This is a genomic window from Sporosarcina sp. SAFN-015, from assembly GCF_051966875.1.
GTDB lineage: Bacteria > Bacillota > Bacilli > Bacillales_A > Planococcaceae > Sporosarcina.
The window spans coordinates 93,669-112,906 of sequence record NZ_JBQCKP010000010.1; the positions used below are offsets into that span (position 1 = coordinate 93,669).

At 43.4% G+C, this 19,238-nt stretch carries 22 protein-coding genes; 19 read left to right on the top strand and 3 right to left on the bottom strand.

All coding sequences use genetic code 11. The features are described from left to right. The first annotated feature begins 87 nt into the window (after positions 1 to 87). The 3 genes from greA to mtnN all read left to right on the top strand — a co-directional run bounded on the left by greA (position 88) and on the right by mtnN (position 2,079). On the top strand, positions 88 to 564 hold the full coding sequence (gene greA / locus ACTHPA_RS16160) for a transcription elongation factor GreA (protein ID WP_440501662.1): 477 nt from the start codon (positions 88 to 90) through the stop codon (positions 562 to 564). Positions 565 to 631: 67 nt separating this feature from the next. Beyond that, positions 632 to 1,345, top strand: a complete 714-nt coding sequence (locus ACTHPA_RS16165) for a YrrS family protein (protein ID WP_440501664.1) — start codon at positions 632 to 634, stop codon at positions 1,343 to 1,345. 41 nt (positions 1,346 to 1,386) lie between these two features. After that, a complete protein-coding gene (gene mtnN, locus ACTHPA_RS16170; RefSeq protein ID WP_440501665.1) occupies positions 1,387 to 2,079 on the top strand; it encodes a 5'-methylthioadenosine/S-adenosylhomocysteine nucleosidase in 693 nt (230 codons plus the stop codon). Between the two features lie 236 nt (positions 2,080 to 2,315). Here the strand turns inward: mtnN and sigK are convergent, their stop codons facing one another. Then, a complete protein-coding gene (gene sigK, locus ACTHPA_RS16175; protein ID WP_060206077.1) occupies positions 2,316 to 3,017 on the bottom strand; it encodes an RNA polymerase sporulation sigma factor SigK in 702 nt (233 codons plus the stop codon). Positions 3,018 to 3,186: 169 nt separating this feature from the next. Between sigK and ACTHPA_RS16180 the strand changes: the two genes are divergently transcribed. The 11 genes from ACTHPA_RS16180 (at position 3,187) to ACTHPA_RS16230 (ending at position 11,788) form a co-directional block, all read left to right on the top strand. Then, positions 3,187 to 3,702, top strand: a complete 516-nt coding sequence (locus tag ACTHPA_RS16180; RefSeq protein ID WP_440501668.1) for a YqeG family HAD IIIA-type phosphatase — start codon at positions 3,187 to 3,189, stop codon at positions 3,700 to 3,702. Next, complete coding sequence (gene yqeH, locus ACTHPA_RS16185; RefSeq protein ID WP_440501669.1) at positions 3,690 to 4,805, top strand: ribosome biogenesis GTPase YqeH; 1,116 nt, start codon at positions 3,690 to 3,692, stop codon at positions 4,803 to 4,805. Before ACTHPA_RS16180 ends, yqeH begins: the two co-directional genes overlap by 13 nt. 13 nt (positions 4,806 to 4,818) lie before the next feature. Next, positions 4,819 to 5,649, top strand: coding sequence for a shikimate dehydrogenase (gene aroE, locus ACTHPA_RS16190; RefSeq protein WP_440501671.1), 831 nt, complete (start codon positions 4,819 to 4,821; stop codon positions 5,647 to 5,649). Next, a complete protein-coding gene (gene yhbY / locus ACTHPA_RS16195; protein WP_440501673.1) occupies positions 5,650 to 5,937 on the top strand; it encodes a ribosome assembly RNA-binding protein YhbY in 288 nt (95 codons plus the stop codon). A gap of 10 nt (positions 5,938 to 5,947) precedes the next feature. After that, the gene (locus tag ACTHPA_RS16200; protein ID WP_440501674.1) at positions 5,948 to 6,532 is read left to right on the top strand and encodes a nicotinate-nucleotide adenylyltransferase; all 585 of its coding nucleotides are present in this window, start codon (positions 5,948 to 5,950) and stop codon (positions 6,530 to 6,532) included. Next, on the top strand, positions 6,507 to 7,067 hold the full coding sequence (gene yqeK, locus ACTHPA_RS16205; protein WP_440501675.1) for a bis(5'-nucleosyl)-tetraphosphatase (symmetrical) YqeK: 561 nt from the start codon (positions 6,507 to 6,509) through the stop codon (positions 7,065 to 7,067). The genes ACTHPA_RS16200 and yqeK overlap by 26 nt, the downstream gene beginning before the upstream one ends. 31 nt (positions 7,068 to 7,098) lie before the next feature. Beyond that, complete coding sequence (rsfS, locus tag ACTHPA_RS16210) at positions 7,099 to 7,443, top strand: ribosome silencing factor (RefSeq protein WP_440501678.1); 345 nt, start codon at positions 7,099 to 7,101, stop codon at positions 7,441 to 7,443. Beyond that, on the top strand, positions 7,433 to 8,179 hold the full coding sequence (locus ACTHPA_RS16215; RefSeq protein ID WP_440501680.1) for a class I SAM-dependent DNA methyltransferase: 747 nt from the start codon (positions 7,433 to 7,435) through the stop codon (positions 8,177 to 8,179). Before rsfS ends, ACTHPA_RS16215 begins: the two co-directional genes overlap by 11 nt. Positions 8,180 to 8,246: 67 nt before the next feature. Then, positions 8,247 to 8,909: a helix-hairpin-helix domain-containing protein gene (locus tag ACTHPA_RS16220; protein WP_440501681.1), complete on the top strand. Its 663-nt coding sequence runs from the start codon at positions 8,247 to 8,249 to the stop codon at positions 8,907 to 8,909. A 24-nt stretch (positions 8,910 to 8,933) separates the two neighbouring features. After that, positions 8,934 to 9,497, top strand: coding sequence for a ComE operon protein 2 (locus tag ACTHPA_RS16225; RefSeq protein ID WP_440501683.1), 564 nt, complete (start codon positions 8,934 to 8,936; stop codon positions 9,495 to 9,497). Beyond that, entirely contained in the window at positions 9,494 to 11,788 is a 2,295-nt protein-coding gene (locus ACTHPA_RS16230; protein WP_440501684.1) for a DNA internalization-related competence protein ComEC/Rec2, read from the top strand. Before ACTHPA_RS16225 ends, ACTHPA_RS16230 begins: the two co-directional genes overlap by 4 nt. 58 nt (positions 11,789 to 11,846) lie before the next feature. On the opposite strand, the gene ACTHPA_RS16235 is transcribed toward ACTHPA_RS16230, so the two are convergent. Next, positions 11,847 to 11,981, bottom strand: a complete 135-nt coding sequence (locus ACTHPA_RS16235; RefSeq protein WP_082713522.1) for a YqzM family protein — start codon at positions 11,979 to 11,981, stop codon at positions 11,847 to 11,849. Positions 11,982 to 12,140: 159 nt separating this feature from the next. Between ACTHPA_RS16235 and holA the strand changes: the two genes are divergently transcribed. Then, the gene (gene holA / locus ACTHPA_RS16240) at positions 12,141 to 13,157 is read left to right on the top strand and encodes a DNA polymerase III subunit delta (RefSeq protein ID WP_440501686.1); all 1,017 of its coding nucleotides are present in this window, start codon (positions 12,141 to 12,143) and stop codon (positions 13,155 to 13,157) included. A 376-nt stretch (positions 13,158 to 13,533) separates the two neighbouring features. Here the strand turns inward: holA and rpsT are convergent, their stop codons facing one another. Beyond that, the gene (gene rpsT, locus ACTHPA_RS16245) at positions 13,534 to 13,785 is read right to left on the bottom strand and encodes a 30S ribosomal protein S20 (RefSeq protein ID WP_440501688.1); all 252 of its coding nucleotides are present in this window, start codon (positions 13,783 to 13,785) and stop codon (positions 13,534 to 13,536) included. Between the two features lie 166 nt (positions 13,786 to 13,951). Here rpsT and gpr point away from each other — a divergent pair, with 166 nt between their 5' ends. The 4 genes from gpr to hemW all read left to right on the top strand — a co-directional run bounded on the left by gpr (position 13,952) and on the right by hemW (position 19,232). Continuing rightward, a complete protein-coding gene (gene gpr / locus ACTHPA_RS16250; RefSeq protein ID WP_440501689.1) occupies positions 13,952 to 14,995 on the top strand; it encodes a GPR endopeptidase in 1,044 nt (347 codons plus the stop codon). 42 nt (positions 14,996 to 15,037) lie between these two features. Beyond that, complete coding sequence (gene spoIIP / locus ACTHPA_RS16255; protein WP_440501691.1) at positions 15,038 to 15,868, top strand: stage II sporulation protein P; 831 nt, start codon at positions 15,038 to 15,040, stop codon at positions 15,866 to 15,868. 204 nt (positions 15,869 to 16,072) lie between these two features. Beyond that, positions 16,073 to 17,896: a translation elongation factor 4 gene (gene lepA / locus ACTHPA_RS16260; RefSeq protein ID WP_440501692.1), complete on the top strand. Its 1,824-nt coding sequence runs from the start codon at positions 16,073 to 16,075 to the stop codon at positions 17,894 to 17,896. Positions 17,897 to 18,098: 202 nt separating this feature from the next. Next, entirely contained in the window at positions 18,099 to 19,232 is a 1,134-nt protein-coding gene (gene hemW, locus ACTHPA_RS16265; RefSeq protein WP_440501694.1) for a radical SAM family heme chaperone HemW, read from the top strand. The last annotated feature ends 6 nt before the right edge of the window (positions 19,233 to 19,238 follow it).

The following is a 19,238-nucleotide window of genomic DNA, read 5'->3' on the forward strand; positions in this document are numbered from 1 at the left end:
AATTCAATATAAATAAGACTATGTCGCATACCTCTTGCAGGAGCGGCATAGTGTTTTTATGAACAGGAATATGAGGAGTGTTGTATGATGGTATCAGAGAAAAAGTTTCCGATGACAGCATCGGGTAAGAAGAAATTAGAAGAGGAACTGGAATTCCTAAAAACCGTAAAACGTAAAGAAGTCGTGGAGCGCATCAAAATTGCACGAAGCTACGGAGACCTTTCGGAGAACTCGGAGTACGATTCCGCTAAAGAAGATCAAGCATTTGTAGAAGGCAAAATTTCTACATTGGAGTCGATGATCCGCAACTCTGTCATCATTACAGAAAACGAAATGAATACCGATGAAGTTCAACTCGGGAAAACGGTTACATTCAAGGAGTTGCCCGATGGAGACGAGGAGACATATACAATTGTCGGCTCTGCCGAAGCAAATCCGATCGAAGGGTTGATTTCGAATGATTCCCCGATTGCGAAAGGCTTGATTGGCCGCAGTAAAGGCGACGAAGTGAAGATCTTGACTCCTGGTGGAGAAATGTCGGTCGTTATTGTTGAAATTAAGTGACCTTAAATGGCCGCCTTCAATTGAGGGCGGCCATTACTCGTTAGCAAGAAGATAGGGGGAAGGATATATGAAAGGAAATGATCCTAGATACTCGCGTGTGAATCGGAAGAAAATGCGCAATAAGAGCAACCAGCTATTGAATATTATGATTGGCCTCGTCGTCATGTTAATTATTATTGTCGGTGCTTCTATTATCATTGGCAATAATGACGACGGAAAAGAGAGCGCCCTTAAAGAAGAGGTGCTCGATGATGCCGGTTCATCTACAGATGAGACCCAAGATGAAGAAGATGACTCTAATTCCGAATCCGAGGATGAAAATGGCTCGGGTGAAGAGGAAAGTGAAGGGGAGGGTCAGTCTTCAACTGAAAGCGAGGATGTAAGCGGGTCAGACAGCAGTGATGGAGATGCTAAAGATGAAGAGGAATCTGGCAATGTGACGATTGTTCCGGATAACGACGAGATCATTAAGGAAACTGTTATCAATCCTGGATGGCAGCCGGTCGGCACAGCCCAAACGGGTGTCCACGAATCGAAGTATGACGGTGAATCCGTTGATTGGAATGAGAAGAAGAAGGCAATCTCATATGCAGTCGGACATTCCGAGGAAGAGTTGATCTTCTGGAAAATTAAAAATGGCGGCGGTCCTCAGAAGTCGATTGGTATCGCTTCAACGAGGGACAAATCGGAGAAGTATCGCGTTTATCTTGAATGGGTCGATGAAAAAGGTTGGAAGCCCGTTCAGATGGACATCTTGAATACGTTAGATTTTGAATATTGAACAGTGTCATCTGACACAAGTTCGGTCGGAGGATTTTAAAGATGAAAATAGCTATTATCGGAGCAATGGAGCAGGAAGTAGAAATTTTGAGAGGGAAAATCGAAAACCCGCAAATCGAAACAATTGCAGGATGTGAATTCGTCGAAGGGAAAATCGGCTCCCATGATGTTGTACTTGTGAAAAGCGGAATCGGAAAAGTGAACGCCTCAATTGCGACGACATTGCTTATTCAGAGCTACTCGCCGGATGTCGTCCTTAACACAGGCTCAGCGGGCGGCTTCAAAGAATCTCTTGATGTTGGAACAGTTGTCATTTCAGACGAAGTGAGACATCATGACGTCGATGCAACAGCCTTTGGCTATGAGATTGGTCAAGTACCTGGAATGCCAGCTTCTTATCCGGCAGATGAAAGACTTATCCAGATTGCAAAAGAGGCAGTGGAGGAAATCGGTGAGCATGAACATGCTGTTGGTTTGATCGCTTCTGGTGATGTATTCATGAGCGATGCAAAGCGGGTTGAAATAGTAAAGGAACAATTCCCTGCAATGATTGCAGCGGAAATGGAAGCTGCAGGTGTAGCGCAAGTTTGCCATCAGTTTGGAACGCCGTTTGTTGTCATCCGTGCTTTGTCTGATATTGCAGGTAAGGAATCGTCCATCAGCTTCGATGAATTTTTACCGCTTGCGGCGAAACACTCTTCGGAAATTGTCATGCACGCTATCTCGAAATTCTAAATTGATTATGGTATGATGAAAGCATGATACATATTGCTGCGAAGGAGGTAGTCAAGGATGTTTTATTTAATGGCTGGAGTATTCTTTGTAACAACGGTTATTGCTGTCGTCATCGCTCGTGAGGTAAGTGCAGACTGAGTTCGGCATGTATAAAAGAACGATAAAGAGGCGTTTCCTTTCCGAGGGCCATGGCCCCGTGTCAGGAAACGCCTTTTCATTTGTGCTGTAGATCTGTTTCATTCGTTGTACTCATGCTTAAATAGCTGGTACAGCTTTACGATCGCCCTTTTTTCAATGCGTGAGACATAACTTCTTGAAATGTTCAACTGCTGTGCAATTTCCTTCTGCGTCATCGGTTGGTCGTCGAGTAAGCCGTACCTTCTTTGAATGATTTCCAGCTCTCTGCCGTCCAGCTTGCCTAGATGGCGGTACAGTCTCTCTTTCTGCTCTTTCTGTTGGACAGTGTCAATCGGCGCCTCCTCATCGGTTTGCAACAGATCCGCTATCTGAAGGGACTGACCATCTTTATCCGTCCCGATTGGATCGAATAATGATACATCCTTCTGTACTTTCTTTTGTGTTCGCAAGTACATAAGAATTTCATTTTCAATACAACGGGCCGCATATGTCGCAAGCTTCGTCTTCCGATCGAGTGTAAAACTGTTAACAGCTTTCATAAGCCCGATTGTTCCGATGGAAATATAATCGTCTAGTTGTTCGTGTTTTGGATGGAATTTTTTTACGACATGAGCAACGAGGCGCATATTCCTTTCGATGAGTTCATCTCTTGCACTTTCATCGCCTTCTGCCAATCGTTTCAAGCAATCAGCCTCTTCCGCTTTCGATAGCGGTCGACGGAACGCCTGCCCCCTGATATAACCGACCATAGCAGGGACTTCGACCCACAGTTGGACGAGTGCCATGACAAACCCGCTCATCGGTCCACCTCCTGTGTCGTTATATGACAGCATATGCGATGACTGCTTGTTTACATTCAATATTGCATAAATGGAAATCGTACAGATTTACGGCTTGGTCCAATCCGTGCCATTAGAGGTCAATATGGTATAATCGGAATACAATTAGTGAAATAACGGAGTGGTAAACATGTATAAATATTTCTTGCCAGATGAATATGTTAAAGATATATTTCAAATCTCGCCTGAGGCACTAAAAGAAAGAGGAATTAAAGGAATCATCACCGATTTGGATAATACTTTGGTGGAATGGGATCGTCCTGAAGCGACGCCTGAAATTATTGCATGGGTGAAGATGATGCAAGACGCCGGTCTGCAAGTGACAATCCTTTCGAATAATAATATAGGAAGGGTAGAAACTTTCTGCGGTCCGCTTGGCACCCCGTTCATTTGCGAAGCCCGGAAGCCGTTAGGTAGAAATTTCAAAAACGCTCTCGAAAAGATGGGTTTGAAGAAGGAAGAGGCCGTCATGGTTGGTGACCAGCTTATGACAGATATTTTAGGCGGCAACCGTTTTGGTCTTCATACGATACTCGTAGTTCCTGTTGCAAGCTCGGATGGTTTCGTGACAAAATTCAATAGGATGATCGAAAGAAGAATTATGGCAAAACTGAAAAGACAAGGTTTGATTAAATGGGAGGAATAAGGTTGGAACGACTCACATGCATAGGTTGTGGAATTGAAATTCAGACAGAGGACCCGAAAAAGGAAGGATATGCACCTGCAGCTTCTTTGGAAAAAGAGGAAGTGATTTGCCGCCGCTGTTTCCGTCTTCGGAATTATAATGAACTACAGCCCGTCTCATTGTCGGGTGACGATTTCCTTGCGATTTTGAATGGGATTGGTGAAAAGGACGGGCTTATTATCAAGGTTGTCGATATATTCGATTTCAATGGTAGCTGGATTACTGGATTGCAACGTTTTGTCGGAAAGAAAGACATTCTTTTGATTGGCAATAAGTCCGATGTTCTGCCCAAGTCGATTAATCGCAACCGACTGGTTAACTGGATGAAAACAGAGGCAGCGAAGCTTGGCTTAAAGCCGATAGATGTTATGCTTATTTCTGCACATAAAGGGCATGGCATGGAAGAAGCTCTCGAAGCTATTGATAAATATCGAAAAGGAAAAGATGTCTATGTCGTCGGATGTACGAATGTCGGGAAATCTACATTCATCAACAGAATCATAAAAAATGCGACTGGCATGGGCGAAGTGATTACTACTTCTCATTTCCCAGGGACGACACTCGACTTAGTTGAAATTCCGCTCGATGATGGTAAAGCTATTTACGACACACCGGGCATTATTAACGACCACCAAATGGCTCATCATTTGGATGCAAAAGACTTGAAAGCGATCACGCCAAAGAAGGAACTTAAACCAAAAGTGTTCCAATTGAACGCAGAACAGACACTATTCATCGGTGGTCTTGCGAGATTCGATTTTCTGGCAGGGGATCGCTCGTCCTTTACCATACATGTATCTAATGAAATACCGATTCATCGTACAAAGCTTGAAAATGCCGATTCGTTATATGCAACGCATTTAGGGGAAATGCTTTCTCCGCCAAGTGGTGAATCTCTCGAAAAAATGCCGCCGCTTGTTAGGCACGAATTCTCGATTAAAAAACCGAAAATGGATCTTGTCATTTCGGGATTGGGTTGGATTACTGTGCAGCACCCGGGTGTCGTCGTAGCTGTACATGCGCCTCGTGGAGTCGATGTAGTGCTCCGTCCATCTCTTATTTAAGGAGGATTGCTTCATGAAAAAATGGTATGCGGTCATTGGTGATCCGATAGAGCAATCAAAATCACCAATGATGCACGATATATGGTTTCAAGAAAATGGAATCGATGCATCATATATACCGGTCCATGTGGAGTCGAATCATCTGGAGGATGCCGTAGCAAGCTTGAAAAGATTAGGCTGCAGCGGCTGGAATGTTACGGTGCCTCATAAAAGTGCGATCATCCCATTCATGGATCATGTAGACGAGGAAGCAAGACGAATGAACGCCGTCAATACGGTTAAGGTTCTAGATGATGGAACCCTTTTCGGAACAAACACCGACGGACGCGGCTTTGTAAAATCCTTGCAAGAAATCGGTGCCACATATGATGGCGTCGGCGATCTACTTGTCGTAGGGGCGGGCGGTGCCGCAGCAGGCATTTCCTTTGCACTTGCGTCTGCGGGTTTTGGACCGATCACCATTACGAATCGCACAATCGAGAAAGCGGAAAGAATGACTGAAAGCTTACCGGGTAGTTCCGTTCTCTCATCTGATGAAGCACAAGCGACAATTGAAAAGTTTGGTTTGATCGTTCAGACGACTTCGGTCGGGATGAATTTTGCCCATAATGGAATGCCGCTTGATCCGGCTCGTATATCGGACGGAACAATTGTAGCTGATATTATTTATAATCCGTTGGAAACCGAATTTTTACGCCATGCCCGGGAGGCTGGCGGCAAGACAATCAATGGTGTCGGAATGTTTGTCCATCAAGGTGCTTTGGCCTTTGAACTATGGACAGGCATTTATCCTGATACTAAAAAAATGAATGAATTAATTTCAAATGAACTTGGAGGAAAATAAATGTTAACAGGTAAACAGAAAAGTTATTTGCGAAGTGAAGCGCATCATCTTCAACCAATCTTTCAAATTGGAAAGGGTGGTTTGACTGAGCCGATCATCAAACAAATCGAAGAGGCGCTGGAAGCCCGTGAGTTAATAAAAGTGAGCATTCTTCAAAACTGTGAAGAAGATAAAACTGATATTGCAACAAAACTTCAAGAGGCTGGAATCGGAGTTGTTCAAGTGATTGGAAAAATCCTTGTACTATATAAAGAGTCGAAGGAGAAAAAGCGGATCGTTTTACCTTAAGGAGGACAACATGAAAAAGGTCGGACTGTTGGGCGGTACTTTCAATCCACCGCATATCGGGCATCTCATCATGGCAAATGAAGTGAAGCATGCATTGCAACTCGATGAAGTAAGGCTCATGCCAACTTCAATTCCTCCCCATAAGGCGGATCCTTCAGATGCAACTCCTGTACAACGATTGCGGATGGTTGAAATCGCCGTATCAGACACTCCTGGATTACACTCATCTTCATTTGAAGTGGATAGGGGAGGTGTCTCGTATACGTTTGATACGATGAAAGCTTTGACGGAACAAGAGCCGGGCACGGAATTCTTTTTTATCATCGGCGGCGATATGATTGATATGTTGCACAAATGGTATAAAATCGATGAGCTGATGAATATAGTGACGTTTGTTGGTGTAGCGAGACCGGGTACAATAGGGAAAACGCGATATCCAATTACAATGGTTCAAATTCCTGAAATTGATTTGTCATCGACCTTGATTCGTAAACGAATGCAAACTGGAGGCACAATTCAATATCTCGTTCCGGATGATATTGAGACATATATCCGACAGGAGGGACTTTATGCAAACCGGCCCGTTACGGATTGAACTTGAAAAAAGATTACCGAGAAAACGATTTGAACATGTAGTAAGAGTTACGGAAACGGCTAAGGAAATGGCTTCCCGTTTTGGAATACCGGTGGAAAAGGCAGAACAGGCAGCTCTTTTCCATGATATTGCGAAATTCATGGAACCTTCCGAAATGCGTAGACTAATTGAAGAGAATGGTGAGGACGCTAGGCTTCTTTCTTTCCATCACGAACTTTGGCATGCGGCTGCTGGATGCATCATCGCGGAGAAAGAATTCGGCGTAGAGGATCCGGATATCCTAAACGCTATCCGCTATCATACAACTGGCAGAGCTGGCATGTCCCCTCTTGAGAAACTTATTTACATTGCCGATCTTATTGAGCCTGGACGAGAATTTCCGGGCATCGATGAATTGCGCAAGAGTGCTGAACAGCAGATTGACGACGCGATGAAAGCTTGTATCGTTCACTCGGTGCTTTATTTAATCGATCGGCGTGCGTCTGTTTTTCTGGACTCCATCGAATGCTATAATGAACACGTACAACGAATTTGAAACAGCCAACTATGAAAGGAAACGTGAAAATATGCCAACTTTACTTGAAACAGCCTATAATGCAGTAGACGATAAGAAAGGGCAAGATATTGTCGTTTTAAATATGGAAGGGATCTCACTCATCGCAGACCAATTCATCATTTGCCATGCGAACTCTGAGCGCCAAGTGCAAGCGATTGCCAGGGAAGTCGCCGATAAAGCTGCAGAGAACGAATTTGAAGTGAAAAGAGTAGAAGGTCTTGAAAATGGAAGATGGGTTCTCGTCGATTTGGGCGATGTAGTCGTTCACGTATTCCATAAGGACGAGCGCGGTTATTATAACTTGGAGAAGTTATGGGGAGACGCTCCATCACTGAACATGGATAATGGACAATAAAGAAGCTTATACAGATTTCGCCCTCGTCTATGATGAATTGATGACCGATATCCCTTACGATGCTTATGTCGATTTGATCTCCATTGCAGCGAACGGGGTAAAAGGAAAGAAAATCATCGATGTCGGTTGCGGGACAGGGCTGCTATCTGTGAAACTATCGAAAGCTGGAGCGATTGTTACGGGAATTGATCTTTCTCGAGACATGCTTAATATAGCGGAAAAACGTGCAAATGACCTTTCATTGAAAATCGATTTTCAGGAAAAGCCTATGCAAGAAATAGATGGGACGGAGCAATATGACGCTGCTGTCATTGCAATTGATTCCCTTAACTATTTGTCTGACCGTGAAAGTGTCCTATCAACCTTCAAAGGAATCCATTCGGTCTTGAAAAGCGGTGGAGTGCTCATTTTCGACGTGCATTCCACTTTCAAGACCGATGTCATTTTCATGGAAGGGCCTTTCACGTTCGACAACGACCGTATTGCGTACATTTGGCATACGGAGGAAGGCGATGTGGATCATTCCGTCCTATCTGAACTAAGCTTCTTCGTCAGAGAAGAAAGCGGTCTTTATCGTCGTTTTAATGAAAAGCATGTACAACGGACTTTTCACGTGTATGAATATGTGGATTTCTTACGGGAAGCCGGTTTTACGTTAGAACGCATCTTTGCTGACTGGGAGGATGAGCCTCCGCACGAAGAAAGTGAAAGAATATTTTATCAAGCGCGTAAATGAATCTTTCATTTTTCGTTGTAATCATATATAGTGGGATATGACTCCATATGGATGCCTCATAGAAAGGGTGGGAAAGCTGTTTCTATCGATCGTATCCGGAAAATGGCGTAAGATCATCACCCCTATCGCAGCAATCGCTGTACTTTCCGCAATTCTGTTCTTTCCCCGAGGACAGGCAGGCAGTAAACAGACAGCCGCAAGCGGACAAACCCCAATTATTGATGTATTACAAGAGCAAGACGAAGAGCATGAGCAACCGATTGATATCGTTGAGGCGGCTTCGTCTATGATTATGGTGGATATTCAAGGCGCCGTTAAATATCCGGGTGTCTATTCACTAAATGAGGGCGATCGTCTCATCGATGCGATTCATGCTGCGGGAGGCTATCTGGCAGAGGCAGACTCCCGAATGCTCAACCATGCGATGAAACTACCCGACGAATTTTTTATTTATATTCCGAGACACGGTGAAGAAGTTGACTTTTCTGATGCCTCTATCTTATCCCATCCACTGTTGGGTGAAGAGGAGGATGATGGAAAAGTGAATATTAATACTGCGGATGCTCAGCAACTTATGACGATCCCGGGAATTGGACCTGCTAAGGCGACTGCCATTATTCAATATCGGGAGGAGCATGGTCCATTCGCTTCACCGGAATCGATAATGGAAGTATCGGGAATCGGGCAAAAGACATTTGAAAATCTTGAGTCTTTCATTACAGCAAAATAATTGATACTTTTTGGAGGCATACATATGGAGCGTATTACATGGGATCAGTTTTTCATGGCGCAATGCCATTTGTTAGCAGTAAGAAGCACATGTACAAGGCTGACAGTCGGGGCGACAATTGTCAGAGACAACAGGATTATTGCTGGGGGCTATAACGGTTCCATATCAGGCGGAGACCATTGCATCGATCATGGATGCTATGTCGTCGGGAATCATTGTGTGCGAACTATTCACGCGGAAATGAACGCGTTACTCCAATGTGCGAAATACGGAAGTCCTGTTGAAGGAGCATCGTTATATGTTACACATTTCCCGTGCTTGCAATGTTCAAAAGCGATCATCCAATCAGGAATTAAGACCGTCAATTACGCATCAGATTATAAAAACGACGAGTACGCTTTAGAGCTTTTCAAACAATCCGGAGTCGAAATTAGGCATATTCCTTTTGATGTGAGGGAAGTCGATTTCTCGAAGGAAGGGAAGCTAGAGCTTATTAATGACTTGCTTGTAGAAATGAAATCATTGGGTGCGCCCGCTGAAGAACTTGTTCCATTTAAAAGAAGGATGGATGACCTATTTGGCAAGTGATCAGTGAAGTTCGTTTTATTTATATTTGTATTCCGGTCGCCGTATCCGCTTTTGCTGCATACGGCCCGGTTCAAGTATTACTCCTCAACCTTTTGCTTATCCCCATCTTTCTTCGTAGAAAAGAAGCTATCACTCCCATTCTTGCATTGGTGGCTTCATTACTCTCCTATTTTTTCATTTCCATGCATGTACCTGAAATTAACGAAAGCGGACAGCAAACAATCATTAATCTTACATGGACAGATCAAGTAAAAATCGACGGTGGCAAAATGAAAGGCTTTGCAAAAACCGACTCTGGTGACGTTGTGTATGCCTTGCTGAAATTTGAAAACGAAGCGCAGAAATTGCAATTCCAAAACTTACATATCCCTTCATATCGATTTACATTGGAAGGTTCCTTTCAAGAACTACCGCGCTCCGCACATGAATATTCCTTTAACATGGAGCGTTATTTGAACATGTACGGTGCAGTAGGCATGTTTGAATCCGATAGATTGAAAGGATATGGACTAAATACCGGATTACAGAAAATATTGGCTGAGCATAGATGGAACGTGAAGCATCACATTAAGGAAACCTTTCCCGAATCCCTCATAGTGGAAGCGGAAGCTTTACTAATTGGAGATCGAAGCGGTATGGACGAAGAGGTGGCTTCTAGGTACAGGATGCTCGGAATAACTCATCTTTTCGCCATATCTGGCCTCCATGTCGGGCTGTTGACGTTTTTATTTCGTCATCTACTAATCAGATTATCGATCAGAATTGAAACAATTGATAATTTGCTGATTGTTCTATTGCCGCTATATGCAGTTATGGCTGGCGGCGCCCCATCGGTATGGCGGGCTGTGTCCGTGACGATTATAATCTTGTTGACGGCGACAGGGCGATTCAAGATAAGGATGGATGATGCACTTTCTTTGAGTGCAATCGGCTTTATACTTTGGCAGCCGTTTGTCGTATTCCAGCCTGGTTTTCAACTTTCTTATTTGGCGGCATTCTCACTAATTTACTCAGTAAAGATTCTATCACGCCATGCATCCGCAATAATGGTGTCATTTCTCGTGACGACCATTACTCAATTGGCGTTGTATCCGGTTCTCTTATATCACTTCTACGAGTTGTCTCTGTCGTCTTTCTTTGTGAATCTTTTTTATGTTCCTCTTTATTCTTTTGTCATTCTGCCGATGAATATCATTTTGCTTTTATTGTCTTTTATAATGCCTCCAATTGCACATGCAGTTTTTTTATTCTATGAACCGCTAAGAGGCTGGGTCGAGACTCTTACTGTATTTCTAGCTTCCATCCCGTACCAAGTATGGGTGCCTGGTCGACCGGGAATCCTTGCGTCCGCATTAGCTGTCGGTGGTACATTCCGGTTTCTCATTGTCCTTGAAAGGGGAATAAATGCAATTCGAGCTATGCCGTTCATCATAGTTCCTGCGATTCTCATCCACATCATCCCCTATGCTGAATCAGAGTTAAGAGTGACATATCTTGATGTGGGACAGGGTGACTCAATCGTCATCGAACTACCCTATCGGCGAGGGGTATATGTCATTGATACAGGAGGAGCAGTGAGTTTTGGAGAACCGAATTGGCGCACACCGGAAAAAGTATTTGAAGTTGGCAGGAGCATAGTTGTTCCGTATTTGAAAGGAAGGGGTATTACGACAATTGATAAATTGATTATCTCTCATGCGGACAGTGACCATATGGAAGGTGCGGATGAAGTGATTGAGGAGGTACAAGTCAAGGAAATCCATATTTCACCGGGTAGTGAAAAAGAAAAGACGATGGAAGATGTGTTTCGTTTAGCTGGAGAAAAGAGGATACCGATATTTGCGATGACAGAAGGAGCAAATTGGTCGGTTACATCCGTCAATTTGTTCTATATAGCGCCTTCTGGAGGTGCTTACAAAGGGAATGATAGCTCTCTCGTACTTTACATGACGACAAAAGGGCCATCGTTTCTTTTTACTGGAGATTTAGAGATTGAAGGGGAGAAGAAGCTAATTAGAAAATATGGAGATTTGGATTGGGGAAAATTGATTCTGAAAGCAGGCCATCATGGCAGTCAAACTTCCAGTTCCGATGAATTCATACGAGCTCTACAACCGGTACTGTCAATTTTCTCTTATGGCAACAATAATCGGTATGGCCATCCACACGCAACAGTTGTGGAGACGTTTGAAAAATATCAAATTCCGATGATGGCTACAGCAGATCATGGCTCCATAACGATTTCCGTGAAGAGAGATGGCAGTTATACTATTTTGACACGAGAAAAATGAAAAGGCGGCCATGTCCATTTCGTTATCGAAATGAACAAGCCGCCCTTCAGGAGTGCTATTAGTGCGCGACGAAGTCTATAATTGTAGCAATAACGAAAATTGCAGAAAAAGCAACGAAAGCTACAATGAAACCGACACCAGAGTCAATTAAATCATTGCGTTTAGACTGTACGTCATGTTCAAACTCATTCATTGCTACACCTCCTAATTCCTTTATAGTATAGATGATACCGGATAAAAAATCTATATCAAACGATCTTTTATGCCGAGTTTATGACAAACGACACAAATTGTTCATAGTCGTGTATCGGTAATGTATAATGAAACAATGTGAGTGACTGGAGGGATTCAGATGGTCAACGCTATATGGAAGAGTATAGGAGAAGGGAAAATCGAACCTGTTTATTTATTGACAGGCATCGAACAGCATCTAATTGACACGACAATTAAAAGAATTACAAAGGCGATGCCGGATATCGATGAAAGTTCGGTCATCCGCTTCGATTTAGAAGAAACGCCAATAGAAGCAGTTCTTGAAGAGGCGGATACACTACCTTTTTTAGAAGATAGGAAATTGATCATCGCGAATAATGCATCTTTTTTGAAGGCAGCCGATAAGGCAAAAGAGAAAGTTGTACATAATATTACATTGCTTGAAACGTGGTTAGACAATCCTTCGCCAACAGCGACTGTCCTCTTCTTAGCACCTTATGAAAAACTGGACGGTCGGAAAAAGATCGTAAAGGTGATGCAGCAAAAAGCGATCGTCGTAGAAGCGATGCCGCTGACAGGCCGTGATCTGACAACTTGGATTCAAAACGAAGCAGGTACGAACGGCATTAAAATCAGCCCGGAAAATGCACAAGTCCTCGTCGATATGGCAGGCGACAGCCTTTTGACACTATCGAATGAAATTAACAAAATCGGAATGTATATGAATAGCAATGGCGACGTAACGAGAGAAATCGTCGAAATGCTTGTCCCCCGCCTGCCTGAAATGGACGTCTTCCGCCTGACGGACGCATATATGACCGGCAATGTGAAAAGAACGATATCGATTTACCATGACCTGCTTCGAAATGGAGAAGAGCCGATCATGCTGACATCCCTCATAGCGGGACAAATACGCCTAATGATTCACGTTAAATCATTAGTGAAAAAAGGATACCAGCAACAGCAAATCGCAAAAACATTAAACGTGCATCCATACCGTGTAAAGCTGATTATGGAAAATAGGAGCATCCCCCAAATGGAAAGGCTTCTTCTCATTTTGCAAAAGCTGGCAAATATCGATCACCAATTGAAGTCAACAAGCGGAAAAAGGGAAAGAGTTCTAGAAATCTTCTTTATGGAGCCACTGAGGGTATAAATACAATTTTTATGGTGGGTGGTACTTTAAAGTATAGGTTAGCAGAATTCTTACGAGGATTGGAGCGGAAGGCGGCGACTCCAGCGGGAACAGCGCGAGCTGAAAGCCCCACAGGAACGCAGTGACGAGGAGATTGAAGCCGTGCCCGCGGAAAGCGTCCGTCTGAAGCGGAAATCCGGGTTTATAGCATTTTTATAAATAGAAAAGGCTGTCCACTTTGTCGAGTTAACGACACAAGTGACAGCCTTTTTTACGTCCAGACTTCGGGTGGTAGCTGTTCGGGTCATAAGCCAGCTCTGCTGTACGGCTAAAAGCACCATTTCGCAGATCTGTCTTATGCCTGTCGCAGCTAACCGCCACCCTCCGCTTTTGATTATTACAAAGCTTTTTTTGTAAGACGTGCTTTTTGACGAGCAGCTGTATTTTTGTGGATAAGACCTTTACGAGCAGCTGTGTCCAATTTTTTGACTGCGTCTTTCAAAAGTTCAGAAGCGTTCTCTTCTTTATTGATGAGCGCAGTGTCAGCTTTACGTACAGCAGTACGCATTGCAGCTTTGATTTGTGAGTTCTGCTCATTCGCAGCGGCACTTTGTTTTACGCGCTTAATTGCACCTTTGATGTTTGGCATTCCATTCACCTCCAATTTCAGGTAAGGCAAGAGTGTTTCCATAATAGTATTCGGATATCTCTTTACAACATTAACATTTTAGCAAAAACCTAGCTTTAACGCAATAAAAATATGCAAAGAATATTTCCTTGACACAACGTGCAAACTGCATGTTGAGGTGATGACAATGGATAAATACGATTTTTACCGTACCGACCTGCTCGTGGAAAACGAGGAAATGGTTCGCCATCGGACGGAAAAAGAAAAGCAGAAATTAAAGGATTCCGAAGGCATACAATTTGACGAACGGAGACAAGGAAGGGTTATCTTGACATCCGTCAAAATTAATGCTGAAGGCGAGAAGAAGATCGGCAAGAAAATGGGTACCTATTTGACATTGACAAACCCTACGTTAACGCACACGGATCGTGAAGGGCTACAAGAGATGGCGAATATACTCAAATCGAAACTGACAGAACTTACCACAGGAATAAAGAATTTACGGACAGGAAAAATCCTCATGGTCGGTCTAGGAAATCGTGAAGTAACTCCAGACGCTGTTGGCCCGTTGACAATGGATCGATTGAAAGAAATCGTTCCCTTATACTATTCGGACGAAGGGAGTGAACTGTTCGTCTATGCACCAGGAGTGACGATTCAGACTGGTCTCGAGACGGCTGATTTCGTAAAAGCGTTAGTGAATGAAATCCAACCTGATGTATTGATTGTTATTGATGCGCTTGCTGCCCGGGACAGTTCGAGACTGTGCAAAACAATTCAGATGACAGACACGGGCATACATCCCGGCTCAGGTGTAGGAAATAGTCGTAAAGAGCTATCAAGAGAGACATTGGGCATCCCAGTCATTGCAATTGGCATCCCAACTGTCGTGGACGGTCCGGTATTAATTGCAGATGCTATCAATACTCTTTTTAGTTACATCGCTTCCAAAATAGAGGAGGAGAGTAATCCATCCTCCAGGCTATCCGTCGGGAATTGGTTGCATACTCCAAACAAGGATGCGGACCGGACGAAGCTAATTCCGATTTTCGGAGATTGGACATCGTGGCCGCATGAGGAAAGGGTTCAATTATTTGAGGAAGTATTATCGAATCATGATTTGAATACATTCATTTCCCCGAAAGAGATCGACTCCTGGGCGGCACTTTACTCAGAAGTATTAACGGATTCCATAAGTGAATGGATTGAGGAAATCAAAACAAGTCATTGACCTATCCCCCCGCGCATATAGTTGAAGACGGGGGGATGTCGCATGAAGAAAAATCTGCAAATATGGACTGCAATCGTATTCGTTCTTTTCCTTTTCCCAGTACTCATCCAATTCATACCGGAAGATTCAAAAATCACAAATTCCAAAATAATAAAGGAAAACGCCCTCATCGTCTATGCATCAAATGTAGTGGCAGTGGATGAGCCAGTTCCTGAAGTTGAAAGTGAAGCCGAAGTAGATGTCGAAGAAAAACCTAGACTTGGTACAGTATTGATTTATAATACACATTCCACTGAAGCATACAAGCCGATCACAAAAGCAGTGGATGGAAAAATCGCTGTAAACCATCAGGTTGAAAATGTTGTGAAGATGAGCGAAAAACTTAAAAGCTTACTTGAAATCAATGGTATGGATGCAGAAACGCTAAAAAAGGAAGTACCATATGCACGCGCCTATAAGGATATAAGGCCGTTTGTGAAAAAGCAGCTTTCTGAAAAAGAGTATGATTTAATTATTGACATTCATCGGGATTCAGTAGGTCCCGAAAAGACGACAATCGTACACGAAGAGGAACGTTACGCGAAAGTCGCTTTTGTACTCGGTTTGGATAATCCTTCCTACAAGAAAAACGAAGCGATGACGAATAGATTGAAAGCAGAAATGGAAAAGAGGATACCGGGTATTACGAGAGATGTCATTCCAAAAGGTGGGGCAGGTGTGGATGGGAAATATAACCAAGATCTTCACCCGAACCTTGTATTATTGGAACTTGGCGGGATCGGAAACACAGAAGAAGAGCTGAACAGGACGTTAGCAGTCATTTCAGAAGCAATTGTGGAAATGTTCAATGAGAATGAATCAATAGGGAAATGAATGAAATCAAAGGCTTTGTGGATAAACATCCATGAAGCCTTTTTAGATGTGCAAAGACCAATCTTTATCAAAACGCCGTCATCTGTTAGACTTGATAAGTCAAATGAATGCTTTCATTATTTGATTTTCGGGAATAAGAAAATGTAACATGTTTATCAGTTATTTGCTATAATGCAAATAGCTTATATAGGAGTGAACTGACAGATGAATAATGAAGAAAGATTGGCACGTCAAAAAAATATTAGAAACTTCTCGATCATTGCCCATATCGATCACGGGAAATCGACGTTGGCCGATCGTATATTGGAAAAGACAGAAACAGTGAGCTCTCGAGAAATGAAATCACAGACACTGGATTCAATGGATTTAGAGCGCGAACGTGGAATCACAATAAAATTAAACGCAGTGCAGTTATCATACACGGCTAAAAATGGCGAAGAGTATACGTTTCACTTAATCGATACTCCGGGTCACGTCGACTTTACGTACGAAGTGTCACGAAGCCTCGCAGCATGTGAAGGGGCTATCCTAGTTGTCGATGCAGCACAAGGGATTGAAGCACAAACATTGGCGAATGTTTATTTGGCATTGGACAATGATCTGGAAATTTTACCTGTCATTAATAAAATCGACTTACCTGCAGCAGACCCTGATAAAGTGAAGCAGGAAATAGAAGATGTTATTGGTCTTGATGCTTCCGAGGCAGTCCACGCATCCGCGAAAGCTGGCATCGGTATCGAAGAGATTCTCGAGCAGATTGTCGAGAAAGTACCTGCTCCAATTGGAGATCCGGAAGCGCCATTAAAGGCGTTGATCTTCGACTCACATTATGATCAGTACAAAGGTGTCATCGTCAACATTAGAATTGTAGAAGGAACAGTCAAGCCTGGAGATAAGATTCGTATGATGGCGACAGGAAAAGAATTTGAAGTCATCGAAACAGGAGTATTCACGCCAAAGATCTCCTTGCGAGATGAATTGTCGGTAGGCGATGTAGGATTCCTATCCGCCGCCATTAAAAATGTCGGGGATACGCGGGTCGGGGATACGATTACGAACGCGAAAAATCCTGCGACTGAACCGTTGCCGGGCTATCGGAGACTAAATCCGATGGTGTTCTGCGGGTTGTACCCGATTGACTCGTCCAAATATGTTGATTTGCGCGAAGCGCTCGAAAAACTTGAGTTGAATGACTCAGCTTTAGAATATGAAGCAGAGACATCTCAAGCACTAGGCTTTGGATATCGATGCGGATTCCTCGGACTCCTCCATATGGAAATCATCCAGGAGCGGATTGAACGGGAATTCAAGATAGACTTAATAACTACTGCCCCGAGTGTTGTATACAATGTTGTTACTACAGATGGAAAAGAATTGAAAGTAGACAACCCATCTATGATGCCGGACGCACAAAAGATCGATCACGTCGAAGAGCCGTATGTGAAAGCATCGATTATGGTGCCGAATGAATACGTCGGTGCAGTAATGGAACTTTGTCAGCAAAAACGAGGTAATTTCAAGACGATGGATTACTTGGATTCATCTCGTGTTAATATCATCTATGAATTGCCTCTTGCTGAAATTGTATATGACTTTTTCGATCAATTGAAATCGGGCACGAAAGGTTATGCGTCGCTTGACTATGAATTGATTGGCTATAAAACATCGAAGCTTGTTAAAATGGATATCCTGTTGAATGGTGAGCAGGTCGACGCACTTAGCTTCATTGTCCATCGCGACTTTGGCTACGAGCGCGGTAAAGCAATCGTTGAAAAACTGAAGACGCTTATCCCGCGTCAGCAGTTCGAAGTGCCTGTCCAAGCTGCCATCGGTCAAAAAATCGTTGCCCGTTCGACAATCAAATCGATCGGTAAAAACGTTCTTGCCAAATGTTACGGCGGAGACATCTCCCGTAAACGAAAATTGCTAGAAAAGCAAAAGGAAGGGAAAAAGCGGATGAAGCAAGTCGGTTCCGTCGAAGTTCCCCAAGAAGCGTTCATGGCAGTTCTCAAAATGGACGAGGACTAAAGCGAAGTGAGCCTGAATTGAGACGACGGGCATAAGGCGAAGATGCGGAGTGGCGCTTTTTGCCACAGAGCAGCTTTGACTTATGACCCCGAGTCTCTGGCTCACGGAGCTGGATGAAGACTGATATTAAAAAAAGAAAAGGAGTCCAAAATTGGGCTCCTTTTTGCACGACCGGCATTGCCGAGGAAAGGGGACACAATAAATGCGAGGCATGTATATTCATATTCCTTTCTGCCACCAGATTTGCCATTACTGTGATTTCAATAAAGTGTTCTTTAAAAATCAACCTGTAGATGAGTATATCGAATCGATCGGAAACGAGCTTGCAATCATGGTGAAGGAAGGCCACTCTTTCGAAGGACTGGAGACGGTCTTCCTTGGAGGCGGAACACCGACTTCGTTATCGGAGAAGCAGTTAGATCGTCTGCTTGAAATAATCCATCAACATGTCGATGTACAATCTCTGCGGGAATTTTCGACGGAAGCAAATCCCGATGAATTGACCCGTGGAAAACTGGCTGTCTTAAAAAATGGAGGCGTCGAACGGCTCAGCATCGGCGTACAGTCTTTTGACGAGCAACTATTAAAAAGGATCGGCAGGACGCATGGGGCAAATACTCCGCAAAAGGTCATCCGAGAAGCGCGTGAAATCGGCTTTGAAAACATAAGCATCGATCTCATCTATGGATTGCCAGAGCAGTCTATCCGCCAATGGGAAGATACACTCGATAAAGCACTAGCATTGGAACTGCCCCATTATTCCGGATACTCGCTTATCGTCGAGCCGAAAACAGTATTTTATAACTTGATGAATAAAGGAAAGTTGCCTTTGCCGGGTGAGGATATGGAGGCAGAGATGTTTTCCATGCTAATTGATCGCATGGATCAAGAGGGCAAACAGCAATATGAAATTAGCAATTTTGCGAATCCAGGGAATGAATCGATACATAATCTCATTTATTGGGATAATGACGAGTATGCTGGAATCGGCGCAGGAGCTCATGGTTATTTGAAAGGACAAAGGTATGCAAATTACGGTCCGCTCAAAAAATATATGGAATCTATGGAAAGCGGGTCGCGTCCTATAATGGAAAAGCATGAAGTGACGTTGACAGAAGAAATGGAAGAAGAAATGTTTTTAGGGCTACGAAAAATGGACGGTGTATCTCTACATTTATTCAAATCGAGATTCGGGAAATCGTTGACAGATGTGTATGGCGATGTTCTTGAGGAACTATCCGGAAAAGGACTGATTTATGAATCTGAGGGTAGTATAAAATTGACAGGGAAAGGCGTATTTCGAGGGAACGAAGTATTCCAGCAATTTCTTAAATGATCGAGG